At 68.6% G+C, this 19,403-nt stretch carries 22 protein-coding genes and 2 tRNA genes; 12 read left to right on the top strand and 12 right to left on the bottom strand.

What is annotated here, in order from left to right; all coding sequences use genetic code 11:
* Positions 1-71 precede the first annotated feature (71 nt).
* From MRBLMX7_RS01545 to MRBLMX7_RS01555, 3 genes are read left to right on the top strand one after another with little or no spacing between them, the layout of a single operon-like run.
* Positions 72-1,142, top strand: coding sequence for a mechanosensitive ion channel family protein (locus MRBLMX7_RS01545; protein ID WP_363370767.1), 1,071 nt, complete (start codon positions 72-74; stop codon positions 1,140-1,142).
* Positions 1,139-1,588, top strand: coding sequence for a globin (locus MRBLMX7_RS01550; RefSeq protein ID WP_414685082.1), 450 nt, complete (start codon positions 1,139-1,141; stop codon positions 1,586-1,588). The genes MRBLMX7_RS01545 and MRBLMX7_RS01550 overlap by 4 nt, the downstream gene beginning before the upstream one ends.
* Positions 1,585-3,243 (top strand): FAD-binding dehydrogenase, encoded by a 1,659-nt coding sequence (locus MRBLMX7_RS01555; protein WP_363365891.1) that lies wholly within the window; start codon positions 1,585-1,587, stop codon positions 3,241-3,243. Before MRBLMX7_RS01550 ends, MRBLMX7_RS01555 begins: the two co-directional genes overlap by 4 nt.
* 6 nt (positions 3,244-3,249) lie before the next feature.
* Here MRBLMX7_RS01555 and MRBLMX7_RS01560 read toward each other — a convergent pair whose 3' ends face one another.
* Entirely contained in the window at positions 3,250-3,915 is a 666-nt protein-coding gene (locus MRBLMX7_RS01560; protein WP_363365892.1) for a hypothetical protein, read from the bottom strand.
* Between the two features lie 52 nt (positions 3,916-3,967).
* Between MRBLMX7_RS01560 and MRBLMX7_RS01565 the strand changes: the two genes are divergently transcribed.
* Positions 3,968-4,855 (top strand): acyl-CoA thioesterase, encoded by an 888-nt coding sequence (locus tag MRBLMX7_RS01565; RefSeq protein ID WP_363365893.1) that lies wholly within the window; start codon positions 3,968-3,970, stop codon positions 4,853-4,855.
* A gap of 97 nt (positions 4,856-4,952) precedes the next feature.
* Here MRBLMX7_RS01565 and MRBLMX7_RS01570 read toward each other — a convergent pair whose 3' ends face one another.
* The 4 genes from MRBLMX7_RS01570 to MRBLMX7_RS01585 all read right to left on the bottom strand — a co-directional run bounded on the left by MRBLMX7_RS01570 (position 4,953) and on the right by MRBLMX7_RS01585 (position 8,328).
* Positions 4,953-5,441: an acyl-CoA thioesterase gene (locus tag MRBLMX7_RS01570; protein ID WP_363365895.1), complete on the bottom strand. Its 489-nt coding sequence runs from the start codon at positions 5,439-5,441 to the stop codon at positions 4,953-4,955.
* Positions 5,442-5,446: 5 nt separating this feature from the next.
* Complete coding sequence (ettA, locus tag MRBLMX7_RS01575) at positions 5,447-7,126, bottom strand: energy-dependent translational throttle protein EttA (protein WP_363365896.1); 1,680 nt, start codon at positions 7,124-7,126, stop codon at positions 5,447-5,449.
* A gap of 63 nt (positions 7,127-7,189) precedes the next feature.
* Positions 7,190-7,648: a DUF6993 domain-containing protein gene (locus tag MRBLMX7_RS01580; protein ID WP_363365897.1), complete on the bottom strand. Its 459-nt coding sequence runs from the start codon at positions 7,646-7,648 to the stop codon at positions 7,190-7,192.
* 107 nt (positions 7,649-7,755) lie between these two features.
* Complete coding sequence (locus MRBLMX7_RS01585; protein ID WP_363365898.1) at positions 7,756-8,328, bottom strand: single-stranded DNA-binding protein; 573 nt, start codon at positions 8,326-8,328, stop codon at positions 7,756-7,758.
* Between the two features lie 206 nt (positions 8,329-8,534).
* Here MRBLMX7_RS01585 and MRBLMX7_RS01590 point away from each other — a divergent pair, with 206 nt between their 5' ends.
* Entirely contained in the window at positions 8,535-8,804 is a 270-nt protein-coding gene (locus MRBLMX7_RS01590; RefSeq protein ID WP_050721033.1) for a hypothetical protein, read from the top strand.
* A gap of 55 nt (positions 8,805-8,859) precedes the next feature.
* Here MRBLMX7_RS01590 and MRBLMX7_RS01595 read toward each other — a convergent pair.
* Positions 8,860-8,932, bottom strand: a tRNA-Arg gene (locus tag MRBLMX7_RS01595).
* Positions 8,933-8,990: 58 nt separating this feature from the next.
* Between MRBLMX7_RS01595 and orn the strand changes: the two genes are divergently transcribed.
* The 7 genes from orn to MRBLMX7_RS01630 all read left to right on the top strand — a co-directional run bounded on the left by orn (position 8,991) and on the right by MRBLMX7_RS01630 (position 13,784).
* Positions 8,991-9,617: an oligoribonuclease gene (gene orn, locus MRBLMX7_RS01600; protein ID WP_363365899.1), complete on the top strand. Its 627-nt coding sequence runs from the start codon at positions 8,991-8,993 to the stop codon at positions 9,615-9,617.
* A 36-nt stretch (positions 9,618-9,653) separates the two neighbouring features.
* Positions 9,654-9,729 (top strand) — tRNA-His (locus tag MRBLMX7_RS01605).
* Positions 9,730-9,828: 99 nt separating this feature from the next.
* Positions 9,829-11,937 (top strand): heavy metal translocating P-type ATPase, encoded by a 2,109-nt coding sequence (locus tag MRBLMX7_RS01610; protein ID WP_363365900.1) that lies wholly within the window; start codon positions 9,829-9,831, stop codon positions 11,935-11,937.
* A gap of 50 nt (positions 11,938-11,987) precedes the next feature.
* On the top strand, positions 11,988-12,614 hold the full coding sequence (locus MRBLMX7_RS01615) for a LysE family transporter (protein ID WP_363365901.1): 627 nt from the start codon (positions 11,988-11,990) through the stop codon (positions 12,612-12,614).
* Between the two features lie 44 nt (positions 12,615-12,658).
* Positions 12,659-13,006: a metallopeptidase family protein gene (locus MRBLMX7_RS01620; RefSeq protein WP_363365902.1), complete on the top strand. Its 348-nt coding sequence runs from the start codon at positions 12,659-12,661 to the stop codon at positions 13,004-13,006.
* Positions 13,003-13,296, top strand: a complete 294-nt coding sequence (clpS, locus tag MRBLMX7_RS01625; protein WP_363365903.1) for an ATP-dependent Clp protease adapter ClpS — start codon at positions 13,003-13,005, stop codon at positions 13,294-13,296. Before MRBLMX7_RS01620 ends, clpS begins: the two co-directional genes overlap by 4 nt.
* Positions 13,293-13,784 carry a DUF2017 family protein gene (locus tag MRBLMX7_RS01630; RefSeq protein ID WP_363365904.1) on the top strand — a complete coding sequence of 164 codons (492 nt, stop codon included), beginning with the start codon at positions 13,293-13,295 and terminating at the stop codon, positions 13,782-13,784. Before clpS ends, MRBLMX7_RS01630 begins: the two co-directional genes overlap by 4 nt.
* A gap of 17 nt (positions 13,785-13,801) precedes the next feature.
* On the opposite strand, the gene MRBLMX7_RS01635 is transcribed toward MRBLMX7_RS01630, so the two are convergent.
* The 6 genes from MRBLMX7_RS01635 to gatC all read right to left on the bottom strand — a co-directional run bounded on the left by MRBLMX7_RS01635 (position 13,802) and on the right by gatC (position 19,384).
* A complete protein-coding gene (locus MRBLMX7_RS01635; RefSeq protein ID WP_363365905.1) occupies positions 13,802-14,383 on the bottom strand; it encodes a hypothetical protein in 582 nt (193 codons plus the stop codon).
* A complete protein-coding gene (locus tag MRBLMX7_RS01640) occupies positions 14,367-14,684 on the bottom strand; it encodes a hypothetical protein (RefSeq protein ID WP_050721037.1) in 318 nt (105 codons plus the stop codon). The genes MRBLMX7_RS01635 and MRBLMX7_RS01640 overlap by 17 nt, the downstream gene beginning before the upstream one ends.
* Before the next feature lie 37 nt (positions 14,685-14,721).
* Positions 14,722-15,978, bottom strand: a complete 1,257-nt coding sequence (dinB, locus tag MRBLMX7_RS01645; protein WP_363365906.1) for a DNA polymerase IV — start codon at positions 15,976-15,978, stop codon at positions 14,722-14,724.
* Positions 15,979-16,056: 78 nt separating this feature from the next.
* The gene (gatB, locus tag MRBLMX7_RS01650; RefSeq protein ID WP_363365907.1) at positions 16,057-17,571 is read right to left on the bottom strand and encodes an Asp-tRNA(Asn)/Glu-tRNA(Gln) amidotransferase subunit GatB; all 1,515 of its coding nucleotides are present in this window, start codon (positions 17,569-17,571) and stop codon (positions 16,057-16,059) included.
* Positions 17,571-19,088, bottom strand: coding sequence for an Asp-tRNA(Asn)/Glu-tRNA(Gln) amidotransferase subunit GatA (gatA, locus tag MRBLMX7_RS01655; protein WP_363365908.1), 1,518 nt, complete (start codon positions 19,086-19,088; stop codon positions 17,571-17,573). Before gatA ends, gatB begins: the two co-directional genes overlap by 1 nt.
* Positions 19,085-19,384, bottom strand: a complete 300-nt coding sequence (gene gatC, locus MRBLMX7_RS01660) for an Asp-tRNA(Asn)/Glu-tRNA(Gln) amidotransferase subunit GatC (RefSeq protein WP_050721041.1) — start codon at positions 19,382-19,384, stop codon at positions 19,085-19,087. Before gatC ends, gatA begins: the two co-directional genes overlap by 4 nt.
* Positions 19,385-19,403 lie beyond the last annotated feature (19 nt).

Raw genomic sequence — 19,403 nt, forward strand, 5'->3', positions numbered from 1 at the left:
CGTCTCTCTCAGGCCTCTGCGCGGTGCATCCAGCCCACGCAGAGGCCTGATCGCTACCCTGGGGAGTGATGATGATGCTGCCGTTCGAGACCGACCAACCCCCCGCTGAACCGCCGACCTGGTGGACGGACATGCTCAGCGTCCTCGGGGTCGTCGGCATGAGAGCCCTCAACGTCGCGATCATCATCGTCGCGTGCGTTCTGATCGCCCTCGCTCTGCGCGTCGTGATCCGACGGGTCGTGCACCGCATCGTCGACACCGCCAAGAGCAAGGCCGCAGTCGACGACACGCAGGCACTCGAACGCAGCCCTCTCGCCGACATGCGGCTCGTGCAGCGCACGCGCACCCTCGGCACGATCCTTCAGAACATCGTCAATGTGATGCTCGTCGTGATCGCGATCGTGCTGATCGTCAACGCACTCGACAACAGCCTCCTCGGCTCCCTCACGCTGCTGACCGCTGCCGTGGGCGCAGGTCTCGGCTTCGGCGCCCAGAACATCGTCAAGGACGTGCTGAACGGCATGTTCATCGTCGCGGAGGATCAGATCGGGATCGGCGACGTCGTCGACCTGGGACTCGCCTCGGGTGTCGTCGAGTACGTGAGCGTGCGCATCACTCAGGTGCGCGACGTGAACGGCACGCTCTGGTACGTCCGCAACGGCGAGGTCACCCGAATCGGCAACATGTCCCAGGGGTGGGCGCGCGCGATCATCGACCTCGGCGTGCCGTTGGACGTCGACATCGACCAGGTCGAGCAGGTCATGCTGGAGACCGCCCAGGGGCTCGCCAAGGACCCCAAGTGGCGCACCCGCATCATCGAGAAGCCCGAGCTCTGGGGGCTGGAGTCGATCGGCGGCGAGGCGCTCGTCGTCCGCATCGTGATCAAGGCGCGGGCGAACGCCAAGGACGACGTCGCCCAGGAGCTGCGCAAGCGCCTTCGTGCGGCCTTCCTCGAGAAGGGGATCGCGCTGCCCAGCATGGCGACCGTGGTGCCGACGGGTCTCGACGGCGCGCGACGAGTGCGCGGCGCCAACCCGCCCAAGACGCGCCCCAACGCGGTGACCGGCGTCCCTGTCGTGCCTGACCGAGGCATCTGGCGACGCAAGAAGCAGCAGAACGATGGCGGGAGCACACAGAAGTGACGTTCTACGACGAGGTCGGCGGACGCGAGACGTTCGCGAAGATCGTCTCGGTGTTCTACCGTGAGGTCGCGCAGGATCCCGTGCTGAAGCCCATGTACCCGGAGGAGGACCTCGGACCTGCAGAGGAGCGCCTGCTGCTGTTCCTCGAGCAATACTGGGGCGGACCGACGACGTACGGAGAGACCCGGGGACATCCTCGCCTGCGGATGAGGCACATGCCGTTCCGCGTCGATCCGGATGCGCGCGATCGTTGGCTGCGGCACATGCGCACGGCCGTGGACGAGGCGCACTTGTCGCCCCTGCACGAATCGACGCTGTGGGACTACCTCGAGCGGGCGGCGTATGCCATGGTGAACTCGATGGAGCGCTCCGGCATCGGCGCTGCCGCCGAGGGCCGCCCCACGCTCGAGACCCGCTCACGTCAGGAATCAACGGAGACCCCATGACGACCACGCCCCTGTCCGCCGACGTCCTCGTGATCGGATGGGGGCTGGCCGGCCTCGTGGCCGCATCGGAAGCGTTGGATGCCGGTCGCCGCGTGATCCTCCTGGACCAGGAGCCTCGCACGAACCTCGGCGGTCAGGCCTGGTGGTCGTTCGGCGGGCTGTTCTTCATCGACTCCCCAGAGCAGCGCCGAATGGGCATCAGGGACTCCCTGGCGCTCGCGACGCAGGACTGGTTCGGCACCGCGGGGTTCGACCGTCCCGAGGACGACTGGCCGCGTCGGTGGGCGGAGGCCTATCTGCAGTTCGCCGCGGGCGAGAAGCGCGCGTGGCTGCGCGAGCGCGGCGTGGGCTTCTTCCCCGTGGTCGGGTGGGCGGAACGCGGCGGATACGGCGCTCTGGGGCCCGGCAACTCCGTGCCGCGGTTCCACATCACGTGGGGCACGGGTCCCGGGATCGTAGCGCCGTTCCAGGCGTCGGTCGAACAGGCGGAGCGCGAGGGCCGCATCACGATCCTGCCGCGGCACCGGGTGACGGAGCTGAACGTCCGCGACGGCGTCGTGACGGGCGCGAGCGGGTCCGTCCTCGCCTCCAGCGGCGCCCAGCGCGGCGTCGAGTCCTCGCGCGAGGTGATCGGGGACTTCGCGATCACCGCATCCGCGACTATCGTCGCCTCCGGTGGAATCGGCGGCAATCACGACCTCGTGCGCGCCGCGTGGCCCGCGCGCCTCGGAAACCCGCCCGAGCACATGCTCACGGGCGTACCCGCCTACGTGGACGGCTCCATGCAGACGGTCAGCGCCGCGGCGGGTGCACGCCTCATCAACGGCGACCGCATGTGGCACTACGTCGAAGGCATCCGCAACTGGGATCCGGTCTGGCCGTCCCACGGCATCCGCATCCTGCCCGGCCCGTCGTCGCTCTGGCTCGACGCGACCGGACGGCGCCTCCCCGGGCCGTTGTTCCCCGGTTTCGACACCCTCGGCACGCTCGAGCATCTGCGTCGCACGGGCCACGACCACTCCTGGTTCGTGACATCACGACAGATCGTGGAGAAGGAGTTCGCGCTCTCGGGCAGCGAGCAGAACCCCGACCTCACGGGCAAGGACGTCGGGCTGCTGCTGCGGTCGCGCCTCGCGAAGGGTCCTACCGGACCGGTGCAGGCGTTCCTCGACGAAGGAGAGGACTTCATCGTCGAGAACGACCTGGAGTCTCTCCTCGAGCAGATGCGACGGCACGATGGCGGCGACCTGCTCGACATCGACCATGTGCGTCGCGAGATCATCGCACGCGACCTCGAGATGGACAACGACTTCTCCAAGGATGCCCAGATCGGGATGCTGCGCTCGATGCGCGGCTACCGGGGCGACCGGCTGATCCGCACCGCGGCCCCGCACCGACTGCAGGATCCCGCGGCCGGGCCGATGATCGCCGTCAAGCTGCACGTGCTCACCCGCAAGTCGCTCGGCGGCATCACGACCGATCTGGACGGCCGCGCGCTCGATGCGCAGGGCTCGCCGATCCCCGGACTGTTCGCCGCGGGCGAGGCGAGCGGTTTCGGCGGTGGCGGCGTGCACGGCTATCGCGCCCTCGAAGGGACGTTCCTGGGCGGGTGCCTCTTCTCGGGGCGCCAGGCGGGACGAGCCGCCGCGCGCTGAGCGTCGCTACCCCCCGACGCCGGTGCCGCGGACCGCGGTCATGCCGATCGCTGCCGGCCCCCGGGTCAGCACATGACCGCGTCGGAACGCCAGCCGCGTCCAGCGCCCGGACGTCAGGACCGCGACGTCCTCTTCCCCGGAGATGAATCCGAAGGCGTCCGCGGCGAAGGCCACCCCGCGTGGAAGGCCGAGCAGGTCTTCGTCGGGTTCCCCCCAGACTGCCGCGCGCAGCGCTCGCACGGCTTCCTCACCGGCGCCGTCCGTGGCCCCGCGCGCCACGGCGCTGATGCCCCATTGCGCGCGGTGCGCGACCACCGAGGCCGTGAGTCGTCCGAGCGGAGCCCACTCGCCTCGGGGCGGGGCGATGCCTGCCCAGGCGGGCGAGAGCCCGGTCTCGGGGAGATCGAGGACGCGGTCGTCGTCCGTCGCCGTGAGCGAGGCCACGACGATGTCGCATTCGAGTTCGGGATCGGCGTGCACGACGCGCATCCCGAGCACCGTCGGCGTGTGATCGAAGAGTCCGTGAGGCGCGAGGGCCGCGCCGGTGAGTGCGAGCACACCGCGTGCGGCCTGGAGTCGGACGCCCTCGTCGGAGATCCGGGCGGTGCGTCCGAGGAACGTCAGGACGTCCTTGGTCGTCGGGGCATCGGCGAGGACGAGCTGCTGGGGCACAGCCTCTAAACTATCAACGCCAGCGGTCGCCCCAGCCGCGGGGAAGGACCTCATGACCGCCGATGCCCACGCCACCCGCACCGTCGAGCAGCTGCTGTCGGTCCTCGACCTCGATGCCGCACAGGCGCGGACCACGGAGGACATCTTCACCGGCCGCTCCCATCCGATGCCCTCCGGACGGATCTACGGCGGTCAGGTGCTCGCGCAGAGCCTGCTGGCCGCCGAACGCACGCTCCCCGAGGACCGCGCCGTCCACTCGATGCACGGGTACTTCCTCCGGCCCGGAGACGCGTCCCAGGGCATCACGATCGCCGTGGACCGCATACACGACGGGCGCTCGTTCTCGACGCGACGGTCGCAGGCGTACCAGAACGGCGTGCCGATCTTCTCGATGATCGCCTCTTTCCAGGACGAGGATCCCGGCGTCGAGCACGCCACACGCATGCCCGACGGCGTACCGGAGCCGGAGAGCCTGCTCCCCGACGAGAAGCGCGTGGAGGGCCTCCCGCCCGGGACGGCCAGTATGCTCACGGATCGCGCCGCCGACGTGCGGCACGTGGATTCGCCCCTGTTCCTCCCGAGCGACGACGAGCGCGTGCCGCATCAGGGCGTGTGGATGCGGATGCGGGCGCCGCTGCCGGACGACCCACGGATCCACCGCGCCGCTCTCGCGTACCTCAGCGACATGACGATCCAGGAGTCGATCCTGCGCGCGCACGGCGTCTACTGGGCTCTCCCGGGGCTCAAGGTCGCGAGCCTCGACCACGCGATGTGGTGGCACCGGCCTGCCCGGGTCGACGAATGGCTGCTGTACGTGCAGGAGTCCCCGAACGCGCGCGGCGGTCGCGGCCTCGCCCAGGGGCGGATCTACACGCGTGAGGGTCTGCTCGTCGCATCGGTGGCGCAGGAGATCATGGTGCGCGTACCGGAGACTCCCTGACCGCGGTCTGCTGAGCGAGGCTCTCTGACCGGCTGACCCCCAACGGGTGCGGACCGAACCGAACGCATCCGGATCCAACGGTCCTGGCGTATGGGCGTCAGCGGTGCGCGTACTCGATGGACGGGCCTACGTACGGCTCCCAGGCCTCGCGCATCTCCGGCGTCAGTCGCGTGGGCCGGCCGGTAGCCGCGTCCACGAGCACGATGACGGCCGTCGAGCGCGCGTAGATCGTGCGGGGCTCGGCCGAGGGGTCGTTGTGCACCTCGTAGCAGACCTCGACGCTGGATCCGCCGAGCTTGCCGAACCACATCTGCACCTCGAGCGGACGGCGCTGGTACGGCACCGGCGCGAGGTACTCGATCTCCTGGCGCGCGATGAGGGTGAGAATCCCCTCGTCGAGCCCTGAGTCGAGAACAGCCGTGGATGGAGCCTGCTCCCCCGGTCCCGCCCGCCAGAACGCTCGCACCCGCGCCTCCTCGAGCAGCTTCAGCATCGAGGTGTTGTTGACGTGGTTGAAGGCGTCCAGATCTCCCCAGCGCAGGTGGATAGGGATGTGCAGACGGGGCCCGGGGATCGCTTCGGTCATGCGAATCAGTCGCGCGTGAGCTTGCGGTGCGTGGAGCGGTGGGGCTTCGCCGCGTCCGGTCCGAGGCGCTCGATCTTGTTCTCCTCATACGCTTCGAAGTTGCCCTCGAACCAGTACCACTGGTCGGGCTTCTCGTCGGTGCCCTCGTAGGCGAGGATGTGGGTCGCGATGCGGTCGAGGAACCACCGGTCGTGGGTGATGACCACGGCGCAGCCGGGGAATTCGAGCAGGGCGTTCTCGAGCGAGCTCAGGGTCTCGACGTCGAGGTCGTTGGTCGGCTCGTCGAGGAGCAACAGGTTGCCGCCCTCCTTGAGCGTGAGGGCCAGGTTCAGTCGGTTGCGCTCACCGCCGGAGAGCACTCCGGCCTTCTTCTGCTGGTCCGGACCCTTGAAGCCGAACTTCGAGACGTAGGCGCGGGAGGGGATCTCCGTCTTGCCGACCGTGATGAAGTCGAGTCCGTCGGAGACGACCTCCCACAGCGTCTTGTCGGGGTCGATGTTCGCACGCGACTGGTCGACGTAGCTGATCTTGACGGTCTCGCCGATCTTGAGGTCGCCGCCGTCGAGAGGCTCGAGCCCCACGATCGTCTTGAAGAGCGTGGTCTTTCCGACGCCGTTCGGGCCGATCACGCCGACGATGCCGTTCGGCGGCAGGCTGAAGCTCAGTCCGTCGATCAGGGAGCGTCCGTCGAAGCCCTTCTGCAGCTTCTTGGCCTCGATCACGACGTTGCCGAGACGGGGACCCGCCGGGATCTGGATCTCCTCGAAGTCGAGCTTCCGGGTCCGCTCCGCCTCGGCCGCCATCTCCTCGTATCGGGCGAGACGCGCCTTCGACTTCGTCTGACGACCCTTGGCGCTGGAGCGCACCCACTCGAGCTCCTCCTTGAGGCGCTTCGCGAGCTTCGCATCCTTCTTGCCCTGGATCTCGAGGCGCTCGCCCTTCTTCTCCAGATAGGTCGAGTAGTTGCCCTCGTAGCCGATCAGGCGGCCGCGGTCGACCTCGGCGATCCATTCGGCCACGTGGTCGAGGAAGTACCGATCGTGCGTGATCGCGATGACCGCGCCCTTGTAGGCCTGCAGGTGCTGCTCGAGCCAGAGCACGCTCTCCGCGTCGAGGTGGTTGGTGGGCTCGTCGAGGAGCAGCAGGTCGGGCTTCTGCAGCAGGAGCTTCGCGAGTGCGACGCGACGCTTCTCACCGCCCGACAGCGGCGCGATCGCGGCGTCTCCCGGAGGCGTGCGGAGCGCGTCCATCGCCTGGTCGAGCTGCGAGTCGAGGTCCCACCCGTCAGCCGCGTCGATCTCCTCCTGGAGGGTCCCCATCTCGGCGAGGAGCGCGTCGAAGTCCGCGTCGGGGTCGGCCATGAGAGCGGAGATCTCGTTGAAGCGATCGAGCTTCGCCTTGATCGCGATGCCGTCCTGGATGTTCTCCAGCACCGTCTTCGACTCGTCGAGCTCGGGCTCCTGCATGAGGATGCCGACCGTGAAACCCGGCGTCAGCTTCGCCTCGCCGTTCGACGGCGTGTCGAGTCCTGCCATGATCTTGAGGATCGTCGACTTTCCGGCGCCGTTCGGGCCGACCATGCCGATCTTGGCACCGGGCAGGAACGACATCGTGACGTCGTCGAGGATGAGCTTCTCACCCACCGCCTTGCGTGCGCGAACCATCGAGTAGATGTACTCAGCCACCGAAAACCGCTCCTTCTGTTGGCGTCGAAGATCGACACTCCAGCCTACCGGCCCAGCCGGAACTCACCAGTCGATGGCGCGCGTGGTGCCGATCAGGCAGCGTCCGCCGTCGAGCTGGGGCATGACGACGGCGACCGGCTCTCCCGTCGACGGCCCGACCTGACCGACCAAGCACTCGGAGTCTCCCCATGCCACCGAGAACTGAAGACTCTCCGCCGCATTCCCGACGGTCGACACATCCTGCGTGACCTGCATCGCGGCGCGGTCGAAGCCTGCGGCGATGAGAGCGTCGATGTATGCGCGGCCGGCGCCGCGTTGATCCGTCGCCCACACCTGAGCGGTGACCGCGCTGAACAGCGGAAGGTTGTCGTCGGCGCTGCCGTCTGCGACGAAGACGGGGCCTTCCGGCGTGGCTGTCGGACCGGGCGCCGCTGTCTCGGCATCCGGCGACGGCACCGCGTCGCCGGTCGGCCCACAGGCCGCCAGGAGGAGCGCGGCCCCGAGAGCGGTGAGGGACAGCATTACGCGCGTCGCGGAGGAAGCCGATCGTCGAAGCACGCCCCGAGTCTACGGGGCGTGCTCCTGCTCACGGACGTGCGCGAGGCCGCGGCGAGTCCCGTCGGTGGACATCACCGCTGAGCGCCGACACCCTCTGCTTCCTGCGTACGGGCCGAGTCGTCCCGTCGCGCAGACAGCGCGGGATCCGCCCACGCGACGTCGACGTCGAGCGCGTCTCCATCCCTCTCCCTCCGGTCAGTCGCGGCGTCGTGCGCCGACGGAGCATCGTCTGCGGCATCGGACATCGCCTCTCCGCCGCCTCGGCGCGCTCCCTCGTCGTTGCTGGCTCGCGGCGTCCTGCGGTAGTTCGCAGTACCCCACTTGAGGTCGTGGCCGATCGCATCGGCATCGATGTCGACGCTCGTCCCCTGCTTGCCGTTGTTCTCCCAGGCTCGGATCTTCAGACGCCCGACGACGATCACGCTGTCGCCCGCGCGCAGCGATGTCTTGACGTTCTCGGCGAGCCCGCGGAACGCGGCGACCGAGTACCAGTTGGTGGCCACCTCGACCCAGGTCTGCGTCGCGTCGTCGAAGCGACGATGCGAGCTGGCCAGCCGGAAGTTCGTGACGGGCACGCCTCCCGCCGTCCTCCCCTGAGTCGGATCGGTCGCCACATTGCCCACGATGGTCACGATGTCCTGCATGTCTGCTCCTCTGTGATCCGGGTCTGATCGCCCGGGTGCTGACATCCTGCGCGCGTCGTCCGACGCCGCGAGACCCGGAACCCGCGATATGTGGACGGTCGGCGCACGTCCCCCGATGTGGAGAACGAGTCGCCGAGTCCGCCGTCCACGCCGACTCCAAGGAATGTCGGTGGTCGGCCATATGTTCGAATCAGAGAGGAGAACCGATGTCCCACACCACGAGCACGACGCTTCCCGAGGTCCCGTACGCCACTCCGCAGCTATCGTCTCGGCGCGAGCACCTGATCCGCGCATCCGCTCATCTGTGGCGTGTGCAGGATGCCTCCGGGCGCGTCCTCGGACACCTCCGTCTCGCCAGCGACCCGCTCGGCGTGCGCTACCGCGCAGAACGCCTGCACCTGCCGACGGCGACGTTCCGCCTCGTGGGGGACTTCTGGCGAGCCGATGACGCAGTCGCCGCGCTCCGCAACGGCTGAATACGCACCGGACAGGGCAGACCAGGACTTCGAGCGTCCAAGAATGCGGATTACGTGCCCCCGGCAGGATTCGAACCTGCGACCAAGAGATTAGAAGGCTCCTGCTCTTTCCCCTGAGCTACGGAGGCGGGCACTCTACGGTACCGCGCCGGAGCCCGATGTCGGAGCCGTCGATAGGATGTCGGCATGGTATCTGCGTCTGAGAACGACCGGCTCGTCTGGATCGACTGCGAGATGACCGGACTCGATCTCTCCGTGGATGAGCTCGTCGAGATCGCGGTCGTCATCACTGACTTCGAGCTCAACCCGGTCGATCCGGGGTTCCAGGTGGTCATCCGGCCGAGCGACGCTGCCCTCGCGCACATGAACGACTTCGTCACTGCGATGCACGAGAAGTCCGGGCTCATCACCGAGATCACCGACGGACTCTCGCTCGCAGAGGCCGAGGAGCAGACTCTCGCGTACATCAAGCGCTTCGCACCCGTCGAGCGCAAGGCGCCGCTCGCCGGCAACACGATCGGCACCGATCGCATGTTCCTCGCGAAGTACATGCCGCAGGTCGACCACTGGCTGCACTACCGCAACGTCGATGTCTCGAGCATCAAAGAACTGTCTCGTCGCTGGTATCCGCGCGTGTTCTTCCAGGCCCCGGCCAAGGACGGCGGGCACCGGGCACTCGCCGACATCCTGGAGTCGATCCGCGAGCTCCGGTACTACCGCGAGGCCGTGTTCGTCGACGAGCCCGGCCCCTCGAGCGACGACGCACGCGAGATCGCGAGCCGCACCGTGTCAGAGTTCACCCCAAACATGTAATAGACTCGTCTGGTTGCCGATTCCGATCGGCGCATGGTGGGTATAGCTCAGCTGGTAGAGCGCTGGCTTGTGGTGCCGGATGTCGCGGGTTCGAGTCCCGTTACTCACCCCAGGAAGGCCCGGGTCTCAGACCCGGGCCTTTTTCTCACGTTCTGGAATACCCCTAGGGGGTATATGGTTCTGGTCAGGGACGAGAGGACGGAGCTCCACCATGTCGCACAACCACGCAGGTCACTCAGGCCACGCCGAACCTACGAGCCACGCCGACCCCACAAGCCACGCCGACCCCACAAGCCACGCCGATCCCACGAGTCACACCGCTCATTCGGGCCACGGCGGCCATGCCGGACACACCGAGCGTTTCCGACGCCTGTTCTGGATCATGTTGGCCGTCTCACTTCCGGTCGTCGCCACCTCCCCGATGTTCGCCATGATCCTGGGCTACGAGGTGCCGGGCCCGCTTCGATGGATCGCGCCGATCCTGGGCTCTGTCATGTACTTCTGGGGCGGGTCCCCGTTCCTCACCGGCGCAGCCGCTGAACTCAAAGCCCGCCGTCCCGGGATGATGCTGCTCATCGGGCTCGCGATCACGGTGGCGTTCCTCGCGTCCTGGGGTGCGTCGCTCGGCGTGCTCCATCACGAGCTCGAGTTCTGGTGGGAGCTGGCACTCCTGATCGTCATCATGCTGCTGGGGCATTGGATCGAGATGCGATCCCTCGCACAGACCACCAACGCGCTGGACTCGCTCGCGGCGCTTCTGCCGGACGAGGCGGAGCGCATCGAGGCCGACGGCACCATGCTGGTCGCGCCGTCCGACCTTCGCGTCGGAGATGTCGTGATCGTCCGGCCCGGCGGACGCATCCCCGCCGACGGGCGGATCGTGCAGGGTGCCGCCAGCGTCGACGAGTCGATGATCACGGGTGAATCCCGCCCGGTCGATCGGGCGGTGGGCGACGCCGTGGTCGCCGGCACGGTGTCGACGGACTCCGGCATCCGCGTCGAGATCACCGCTGTCGGCGCGGACACCGCTCTCGCCGGAATCCAGCGGCTGGTCAGTGAGGCGCAGGCGTCGTCGTCGCGCGCCCAGCGGATCGCCGATCGCGCGGCCGCATGGCTCTTCTGGTTCGCCCTGGGGTCCGCGCTCGTCACCGCGATCGTATGGACGGTGCTGGGCCTGCCCGATGACGCCGTGGTCCGCACGATCACGGTGCTGGTGATCGCCTGCCCGCACGCCCTCGGACTCGCGATCCCGCTGGTCGTGTCGATCGCGACCGAGCGCGCCGCGCGCGCCGGCATCCTCGTGAAGGACCGGCTCGCGCTCGAGACGATGCGGACTGTCGACACCGTGCTGTTCGACAAGACCGGCACACTGACGAAGGGCGCGCCCACCGTGACTGCCGTCGAGACCGTTGTCGGCGTCGCGGAGGACGACGTGCTGAGGCTCGCTGCGGCGGCGGAGAGCGACTCGGAGCACCCGCTCGCCCGGGCGATCGTCGACACCGCGAGGCGGCGCGAGCTCGCTCCTCCCGCGGCCGCGGACTTCACCTCCTCCCCCGCTGTCGGAGTGCGGGCGCAGGTCGACGGTCGCCTCGTCGCCGTCGGCGGACCGCGCCTCCTCGACGAGGAGCGACTCGCGGAACTCCCGATCGCGGCGGCGTGGCGCGAAGAGGGCGCGATCATCCTGCACGTCGTAGCCGACCACCGCGTCATCGGCGCTCTGCGGCTCGCCGACGAAGTGCGAGCCGAATCCGTCGAGGCCGTCGCTGCGCTGCGCGATCAGGGCATCGAGGTCGTCATGCTCACGGGCGACGCTCAGGCCGTGGCCGAGCACGTCGCAGAGGCGCTGGGCATCCACCGCGTCTTCGCGGGCGTGCGCCCCGAGGACAAGGCGTCGACGGTGCGCGAGCTGCAGTCCGAGGGTCGCACCGTCGCGATGGTCGGCGATGGGGTCAACGATGCTCCCGCTCTCGCACAGGCGCATGTCGGGCTTGCGATCGGTGCCGGCACCGACGTGGCGATCGCATCCGCCGGCGTGATCCTGGCGAGCGACGATCCGCGCACGGTCGGCTCTGTGATCGCACTGTCGCGGGCGAGTTATCGCAAGATGACGCAGAACCTGTGGTGGGCGGCCGGCTACAACCTCCTGTCGGTGCCGCTCGCGGCCGGAGTGCTGGCACCGTGGGGCTTCGTCCTGCCGATGTCCGTCGGCGCTGTTCTCATGTCGCTCTCGACGATCGTGGTGGCGCTGAACGCCCAGCTCCTCCGACGACTCGACCTGCGTCCGCACACCCTCCCGGAACGACCGCACTCGGTCGACTGACGACGGAGGCGGCGCCGGAAGCGACGGCGCGTGGACCCTAGAATTGCCACGTGTCGCCCGCCGTCTGGTTCTCCCTCCTCGCCGCGTGCGTGGTCATCAGCTTCACTCCGGGAGCAGGCGCGATCAACACGATGTCGAACGCGCTGAGCCAAGGCTGGCGGCGGTCGATCTGGGGAATCATCGGACAGCAGCTCGCCCTGATCGTGCACGTCGTCATCGTCGCAGCCGGCGTCGGACTCATCGTCGCCCGATCCGAGATCCTGTTCACCGTCATCCGCTACGCGGGGGCGGCCTATCTCGTGTACCTCGGCGTCCGCCTGATCCTCACGCGTCCGAACCTGCGCGCGAGCCCGGAAGAGGCGGTCGACGCACGAGAGGGACACTGGTCGATGATCAGGCGCGGCTTCTGGGTGAACCTCCTCAACCCGAAGGCGATCGTCTTCTTCCTCGCGTTCATCCCCCAGTTCGTGCGCCTCGACGAACCGCAGCTCCCCCAGTACGTGACCCTCATCGTCACGGTGATCGTCGTCGACGTGCTTGTCATGTGGGGGTTCTTCGCCGCGGCGGCCCGCCCCTTCCGTCAGCTCACACGTTCCGCCCGCGGTCAGCGCACGCTCAACAGCGTGTTCGGCGCCCTGTTCATCGGGGTCGCCGCGCTGCTGGTGTTCCTTCATTGACCGCCGGCGACCGTCCCTGAGGTGCGCGTCATAGGCTGGGGGCGATGGAGATGGATGCTGCTGCCTTCGAAGAGCTCGTGATCGACGAGCTCGACCGACTGCCCGACGACATGGTCGAGGGACTCGACAACGTCGTGTTCGTGGTCGAGGACCGACCGGAGGACGGCAGTCTCGATCTGCTCGGCCTCTACGACGGACTGGCACTGACCGAGAGGACCCAGTACGGGATGGGCGAGCTCCCGGACAGGATCGTCGTGTATCGCGAACCGCATCTGGCCGCGTGCGACGACGAGGATGAGTTGCGCGATGAGGTTCACACGACCCTCGTGCATGAGATCGCGCACTTCTACGGCATCGATGACGAGCAGCTGCACGAGCTGGGGTGGGCATGACCCCGCTCGCGAGCCCGGACATCGATCAGGATCTGGATCTTTCGGCTGCTCCGATGAACCCCTGGGAGGTCGTCGTCTGGAACGATCCGGTCAACCTGATGAGCTATGTCGTGCGGGTCTTCCGCACGTATTTCGGCTACTCGACCGATCATGCGACGCGGCTCATGCTCTCGGTTCATCACGACGGGCATGCGATCGTCTCGACGGGTCCCCGCGAGACCATGGAGGTGCATGCGCAGGCCATGCACGACTACGGACTCTGGGCCACCGTGCGGAAGGTCGGCTCGTGAGCGCGACGATCGCGATGCGGATGGCGCGGATCGAGGGCATCCAGTTGTCGAGGTTGGTGGATGACTTCGTCGAACTCGTCGGATCGGACCGCGATCTCTCCGACCCGGCGGTGAATCGGCTCGCGCCGGATGCGTACCCGGGCGATGCAGAGGCCGCGCGGGAGTTCCGCGAGGCGACCCGCGCAGACCTCTTCGACCGCCGACTGCACGATGCCGAGGTCGTGCGTCACGCGTTGTCCGCCGTGCGCGCCGACGACGAGCTGACCGAGGCGGAGGCCTTCGTCGAACTCGATGTCACGCTGACGGCGGCGGATGCGGATGCCTGGCTGCGCACGCTCGCGGCGCTGCGTCTCGTGATCGCCGCTCGACTGGGCATCGAACGCGATGACGACCATGACCCCGAGGACGCGAGATTCGGCATCTACGACTGGCTCGGATACCGTCTCGAGGTCATCGTCCAGGCTGCCGACGAGCTCGACGGATCCTGAGCACGGCGGCGGGCCTGTCAGGGGATCGTGACGATCCGGGTCGCGAGCGATCGGGGATCGTCCCTTCGCAGGTGCGACTCCTCCTGGCGGGCCCAGCGGTCCCAGTGCGGTCGATAGGTGTCGCCGTCCCGTGCGAGTGCCCGCCGCTTGCGCGACTCGACTCCGGAATCGACCCAGATGCGCACGTCGGCGATCGCGGCTGTGGCGGGTGTCAGGATGCCGCTGCCTTCGACGAGCAGGCTCAGCGACGGGTCGACGGCGTGGCTCTCCGCATCCCGCTCGTGCTCCCAGTCCCAGCGGTTCCACGTTCCGAGCAGGCCCCGGCCGTGCGGGCGGAGGATGCCGTCGAGAGCTCGCTCCACGCCTGAGTCGAGTCCGTCCCAGCCGGGGTAGATCGAGTCGAGTGCGATGAGCTGCACGCGGCCGCGCACCGGCCACCGGTCGACCAGGAGTCTCGCGAGCGATGTCTTCCCCGCCCCACTGCGTCCGTCGACGAGCACCACCGGGTTGGTGGCGGCCACCGCACGGATGTCCGCGACGATCAGTGTCGCGGCGTCATCGAGAGCCGCCGCGACCGGATCGTCACTTCTTGAGGGCACGGATGATGCGGGAGAGCGCGCGTCCGGCGACCCAGACGAACGGCACGGCGACGACGAGCAGGGTCACGATGTTGGGCTCGAAGCGCAGCCCTTCCTCACGACGCACGTAGACGCCCACCGGAACGGAGATGCCCCCGCCTCCGCCGCCTTCGGCACCGTCGCCGCTGCCGCCGCCGAAACCCGAGTACGTGAAGGCGACGGGTGTGATGCTCACTCCGTCGACGTCCTGCGGTTCGCCGTAGGCGCTCTTGACGCCGAAGTCCGCTGCCTGCTTGCCGAGTTCCAGTGCGATGTTGGGCATGCGTCCACGCTAGTCCAGGACCCGACGAAAAGCAGGGTCATTCGACGCCGTGGTCTTTGGGATGCCGGGCGGCGCCGCGCCCGTCGCCTCGCCCGATGTGCCTCGCCCGCGTGATGGACGCGTTGCCGAAGCGTGCGACGGCGTCATCCATCGCGCCTTCCACGCGACGCCAGTCCTCGTCGTCGTCCCAGAGCGCGATCCCGCCGCCACCTGCGGGCCGGAAGTTCTCCGCGCGGACGCCCACGAGTCGGATGGGATCACGGCGATCGATCTGTGCGAACAGGCCGCGCGCGGCCTCGCCGATGCGCTGCCCGACCGCGGTCGGCTCCGGGAGCGTCTGGGAACGCGTCAGCGTGCGGAAATCGTCGAACCGCACCTTGATCGACACGGTCGCCGCTTCCCACTCCGCGCGACGCAGTCGAGCGGCGACGCGATCGGCGAGTCGCATGAGCTCCGCCCCGAGGAAGATCCGGTCCGTGACGTCGACGTCGAAGGTCTCCTCGTGGCCGATGCTCTTCTCCATGCGCTCGGTCTCGACCGCGCGTGCGTCCTCCCCGCGGGACAGCGCGACCAGACGGGAGCCGAGCGCAGGACCGACGGCGCGATCGAGCATGTCGCTGGAGGACTCCCGGATGTCGCGGATCGTGCGGATGCCGCGGCCTTCCAGCGCCTCTGCGGCCTTCGGCCCCACGCCCCACATGGCTCGCACGGGCCGTGGATCGAGGAACGCCTGCGTGTCGCGGGCTGCGATCACGAGCATCCCGTCGGGCTTGGCGATCGTGGACGCCATCTTGGCGACGTGCTTGGTCGCTGCGACGCCGACGCTGCACGTGATGCCCACCTCCGCCTGCACGCGGCCGCGCACGAGCTGCGCGATATGCGCGGGGCTCCCCCACAGCCGACGTACGCCCTGCACATCGAGGAACGCCTCGTCGACCGAGAGCGGCTCGACGAGCGGGGTGAAGGACTCGAAAATCGCCATGACCTGGCGCGAGACCTCCTGATAGCGGTGGAAGTGCGGGGGCACGATGCGCGCGGTCGGGCACAGTCGCACCGCCTGGGACACCGGCATGGCTGAGCGCACGCCGTAGCGTCGCGCTTCGTAGGAGGCGCTGGACACCACGGACCGACCGTCCGGGGAGCCGATGATCAGCGGCAGTCCGTGCAGACTGGGGTCGTCGAGCACCTCGACGGCCGCATAGAACGCGTCCATGTCGACGTGCAGGATGCGGGTGCCGGTGTCGTCGGCATCGGCGGACGACACCATCCGCCCTCTGCCGTCACCGTGACCCATGAATCCATTGTCCCTCGGGCCGGGGACAACCGGTCCGGCGGACCCGGCGACCCGCGGGCCGTCGAGTCCGCCGACAGATCATTGCGCCGCGCGCTCCAGGACCAGTTCGCGCACGCGTGCGGCGTCGGCCTGGCCCTTCATCGCCTTCATGACCGCTCCGATCACCGCTCCCGCCGCCTGAACCTTGCCGTCCTTGATCTTCGCGAGGATGTCGGGCTGGGCCGCGAGCGCCTCGTCGATGGCGGCGATCAGCGCGCCGTCGTCCGAGACGACCGCCAGACCACGGGCATCCACGACCTGCTGCGGCGTGCCCTCGCCGGCGATGACGCCCTCGAGCACCTGGCGTGCCAGCTTGTCGGTCAGGGTACCCGCATCGACGAGCTGCTGGAGGGCGGCCACGTTCTCCGGCGAGACCAGCTCGGTCGCGTCCTTCTCCCGCGCGTTCGCGAGGCGGGTGATCTCGCCCGTCCACCACTTGCGTGCGGAGGCGGGCGTCGCACCGGCGGCGACGGTCGCCTCGACGACCTCGACGAGGCCGCCGTTGCGGACGTCCTGGAACTCGAGGTCGGTGAATCCCCACTCGCCCATCAGGCGGCGGCGACGCGCGACGGGCTGCTCCGGCAGGGCGGCGCGAAGCTCCTCGACGAGCTCGCGCGCCGGCTGCACGGGCAGCAGGTCGGGCTCGGGGAAGTAGCGGTAGTCGTCGGCATCCGACTTCGGACGCCCCGGCGATGTCGTGCCGGTGTCCTCATGCCAGTGACGGGTCTCCTGCGTGATGGTGCCGCCGTCGGCGAGGATCTGCGCCTGGCGCTGGATCTCGTAGCGGACCGCACGCTCGACCGAGCGCATCGAGTTGACGTTCTTGGTCTCGGTGCGGGTGCCGAGCTTCTCGACTCCGCGCGGACGCAGCGAGACGTTCGCGTCGCAGCGCAGGTTGCCGCGTTCGAGTCGCGCCTCGGAGATACCCAGGCCCCGGACGATGTCGCGGATCGCGGCCACGTAGGCCTTCGCGACCTCGGGTGCGCGGTGCTCGGCGCCGAAGATCGTCTTCGTGACGATCTCGACGAGCGGCACTCCCGCCCGGTTGTAGTCGACGAGCGAGTACTCGGCGCCCTGGATGCGTCCGGTCGCGCCGCCCATGTGGGTCAGCTTGCCGGCATCCTCCTCCATGTGCGCGCGCTCGATCGGGATCGTGACGAGCGTGCCGTCCTCGAGCTCGACCTCGACCGACCCCTCGAACGCGATCGGCTCGTCGTACTGCGAGATCTGGTAGTTCTTGCCGAGGTCCGGGTAGAAGTAGTTCTTCCGCGCGAAGCGACTCGACTCGGCGATCGAGCAGCCGAGCGCGAGGCCGAGGCTGATCGACGAGCGGATCGCCGTCTCGTTCACGACCGGAAGCGATCCGGGCAGGCCGAGGTCGACCGGGGCGATGAGCGTGTTCGGCTCAGCCGCGTGATAGAGCTCGTTGGCCGGGTTCGGCGCATCCGAGAACATCTTCGTGTTCGTGTTGAGCTCGACGTGCACCTCGAACCCGAGGACGGGCTCGAACAGCTCCAGCGCCTTGTCGAAGTCCATGAGCTTGGCAGCGGCCATCAGCGGGTCCCTCCCACGAGCTGGGGTGCACGGGTGAGGAGCGGCGCTCCCCACGAGTCGACGAGCAGGGTCTCGAGGGCGGCACCCACCTGGTACAGGCGGGCGTCCTCACGGGCCGGAGCGATGAACTGGATGCCGACGGGCAGCCCGTCGTCCGAGGCGAGACCGCTGGGGATCGAGATGCCGGGAACACCGGCGAGGTTCACCGGGATCGTGGTGATGTCGTTCAGGTACATCTGCAGCGGGTCGTCGATCTTCTCGCCGAGCTTGAAGGCCGTCGTCGGAGCGGACGGCGTGGCGATGACGTCGACGTCGGCGAACGCGTTCGCGAAATCCTGCTGGATCAGCGTGCGGACCTTCTGCGCGCTGCCGTAGTAGGCGTCGTAGTATCCCGCCGAGAGCGCGTAAGTGCCGAGGATGATGCGGCGCTTGACCTCGTCGCCGAAGCCCGCGTCGCGGGTCGCGGACATGACGTCCTCGACGGTCGGGTTGCCGTCGGGCGTGACCCGGAGGCCGAAGCGCACGGAGTCGAACTTCGCGAGGTTGCTCGACGCCTCCGCCGGGAGGATCAGGTAGTACGCGGCGACACCGTATTCGAAGTGCGGCGCACCGACCTCGACGATCTCCGCTCCCTGGGCCTCCATCAACGCCAGCGCGCTGCGGAACGACTCGGCGACGCCCGGCTGGAAGCCGCTGTCGGGGAGCTCCCGGATCACGCCGACCTTGAGGCCCTTCAGCACGTCGCCGCGTGCACCCTCGCGCGCCGCCTGGGCGAACGACGGCCAGGAATCGGTGAGCGACGTGGAGTCCTTGGGGTCGTGTCCGCCGATCGCGTCGTGCAGCAGACCAGCGTCGAGCACGGTGCGCGTGACGGGGCCGACTTGGTCGAGGCTAGACGCCAGTGCGATCGCACCGTACCGGCTCACACCGCCGTAGGTCGGCTTGACGCCCACCGTGCCGGTGACATGGGCGGGCTGACGGATGGAACCGCCCGTGTCGGAGCCGAGCGCGAGCGGTGCCTCGAAGGCCGCGACGGCGGCGGCCGAACCGCCGCCGGATCCGCCGGGGATCCGGTCGAGGTCCCAGGGGTTACGCGTCGGCCCGTAAGCGGAGTGCTCGGTCGACGAACCCATCGCGAACTCGTCCATGTTGGTCTTGCCGAGCGGCACGAGACCCGCGGCGCGCGAGCGGGCGACGACCGTGGCGTCGTAGGGCGAGCGGTAGCCCTCGAGGATGCGCGATCCGCTGGTCGTGGGCTGATCGGTCGTGACGAGGACGTCCTTGATCGCGAGCGGCACGCCAGCGATCGGGCCGAGCTCGTCCCCCGCCGCGCGACGGGCGTCGATCTCGGAGGCCGCCGCGATCGCACCCTCGTTCACGTGCAGGAAGGCGTGCACGTCGCCGTCCACGGCGGCGATCCGGTCGAGGTGGGCCTGCGTGGCCTCGACACTCGAGATCTCGCGCGAAGCGAGCTTGTCGGCCAGTTCGGCCGCGGTCAGGCGGATGATGTCGCTCACTGCTCTTCTCCCAGGATCGCGGTCACGCGGAACCGGCCGTCGGCCTGGTCGGGTGCGTTCTGCAGCACCTGCTCATGCGTGAGCGTCTGCCCGACCACGTCGGGGCGGAAGACGTTGCTCAGCGGGATCGGGTGGCTCGTCGCCGCGACGTCGGCGGTCGCGACCTCCGATACCTTCGCGATGTTGTCGACGATGGCGTCGAGCTGACCCGTGAGCCGCGTCACCTCGTCGTCGTTCAGCTGGATGCGCGCGAGCACGCCGAGATGGCGCACAAGATCAGGGGTGATTTCAGACACCCCTCCAGTCTAGTCAGCG

Source organism: Microbacterium sp. LMX7-1.2, from assembly GCF_040675935.1.
In the GTDB taxonomy this organism is placed as follows: domain Bacteria; phylum Actinomycetota; class Actinomycetes; order Actinomycetales; family Microbacteriaceae; genus Microbacterium.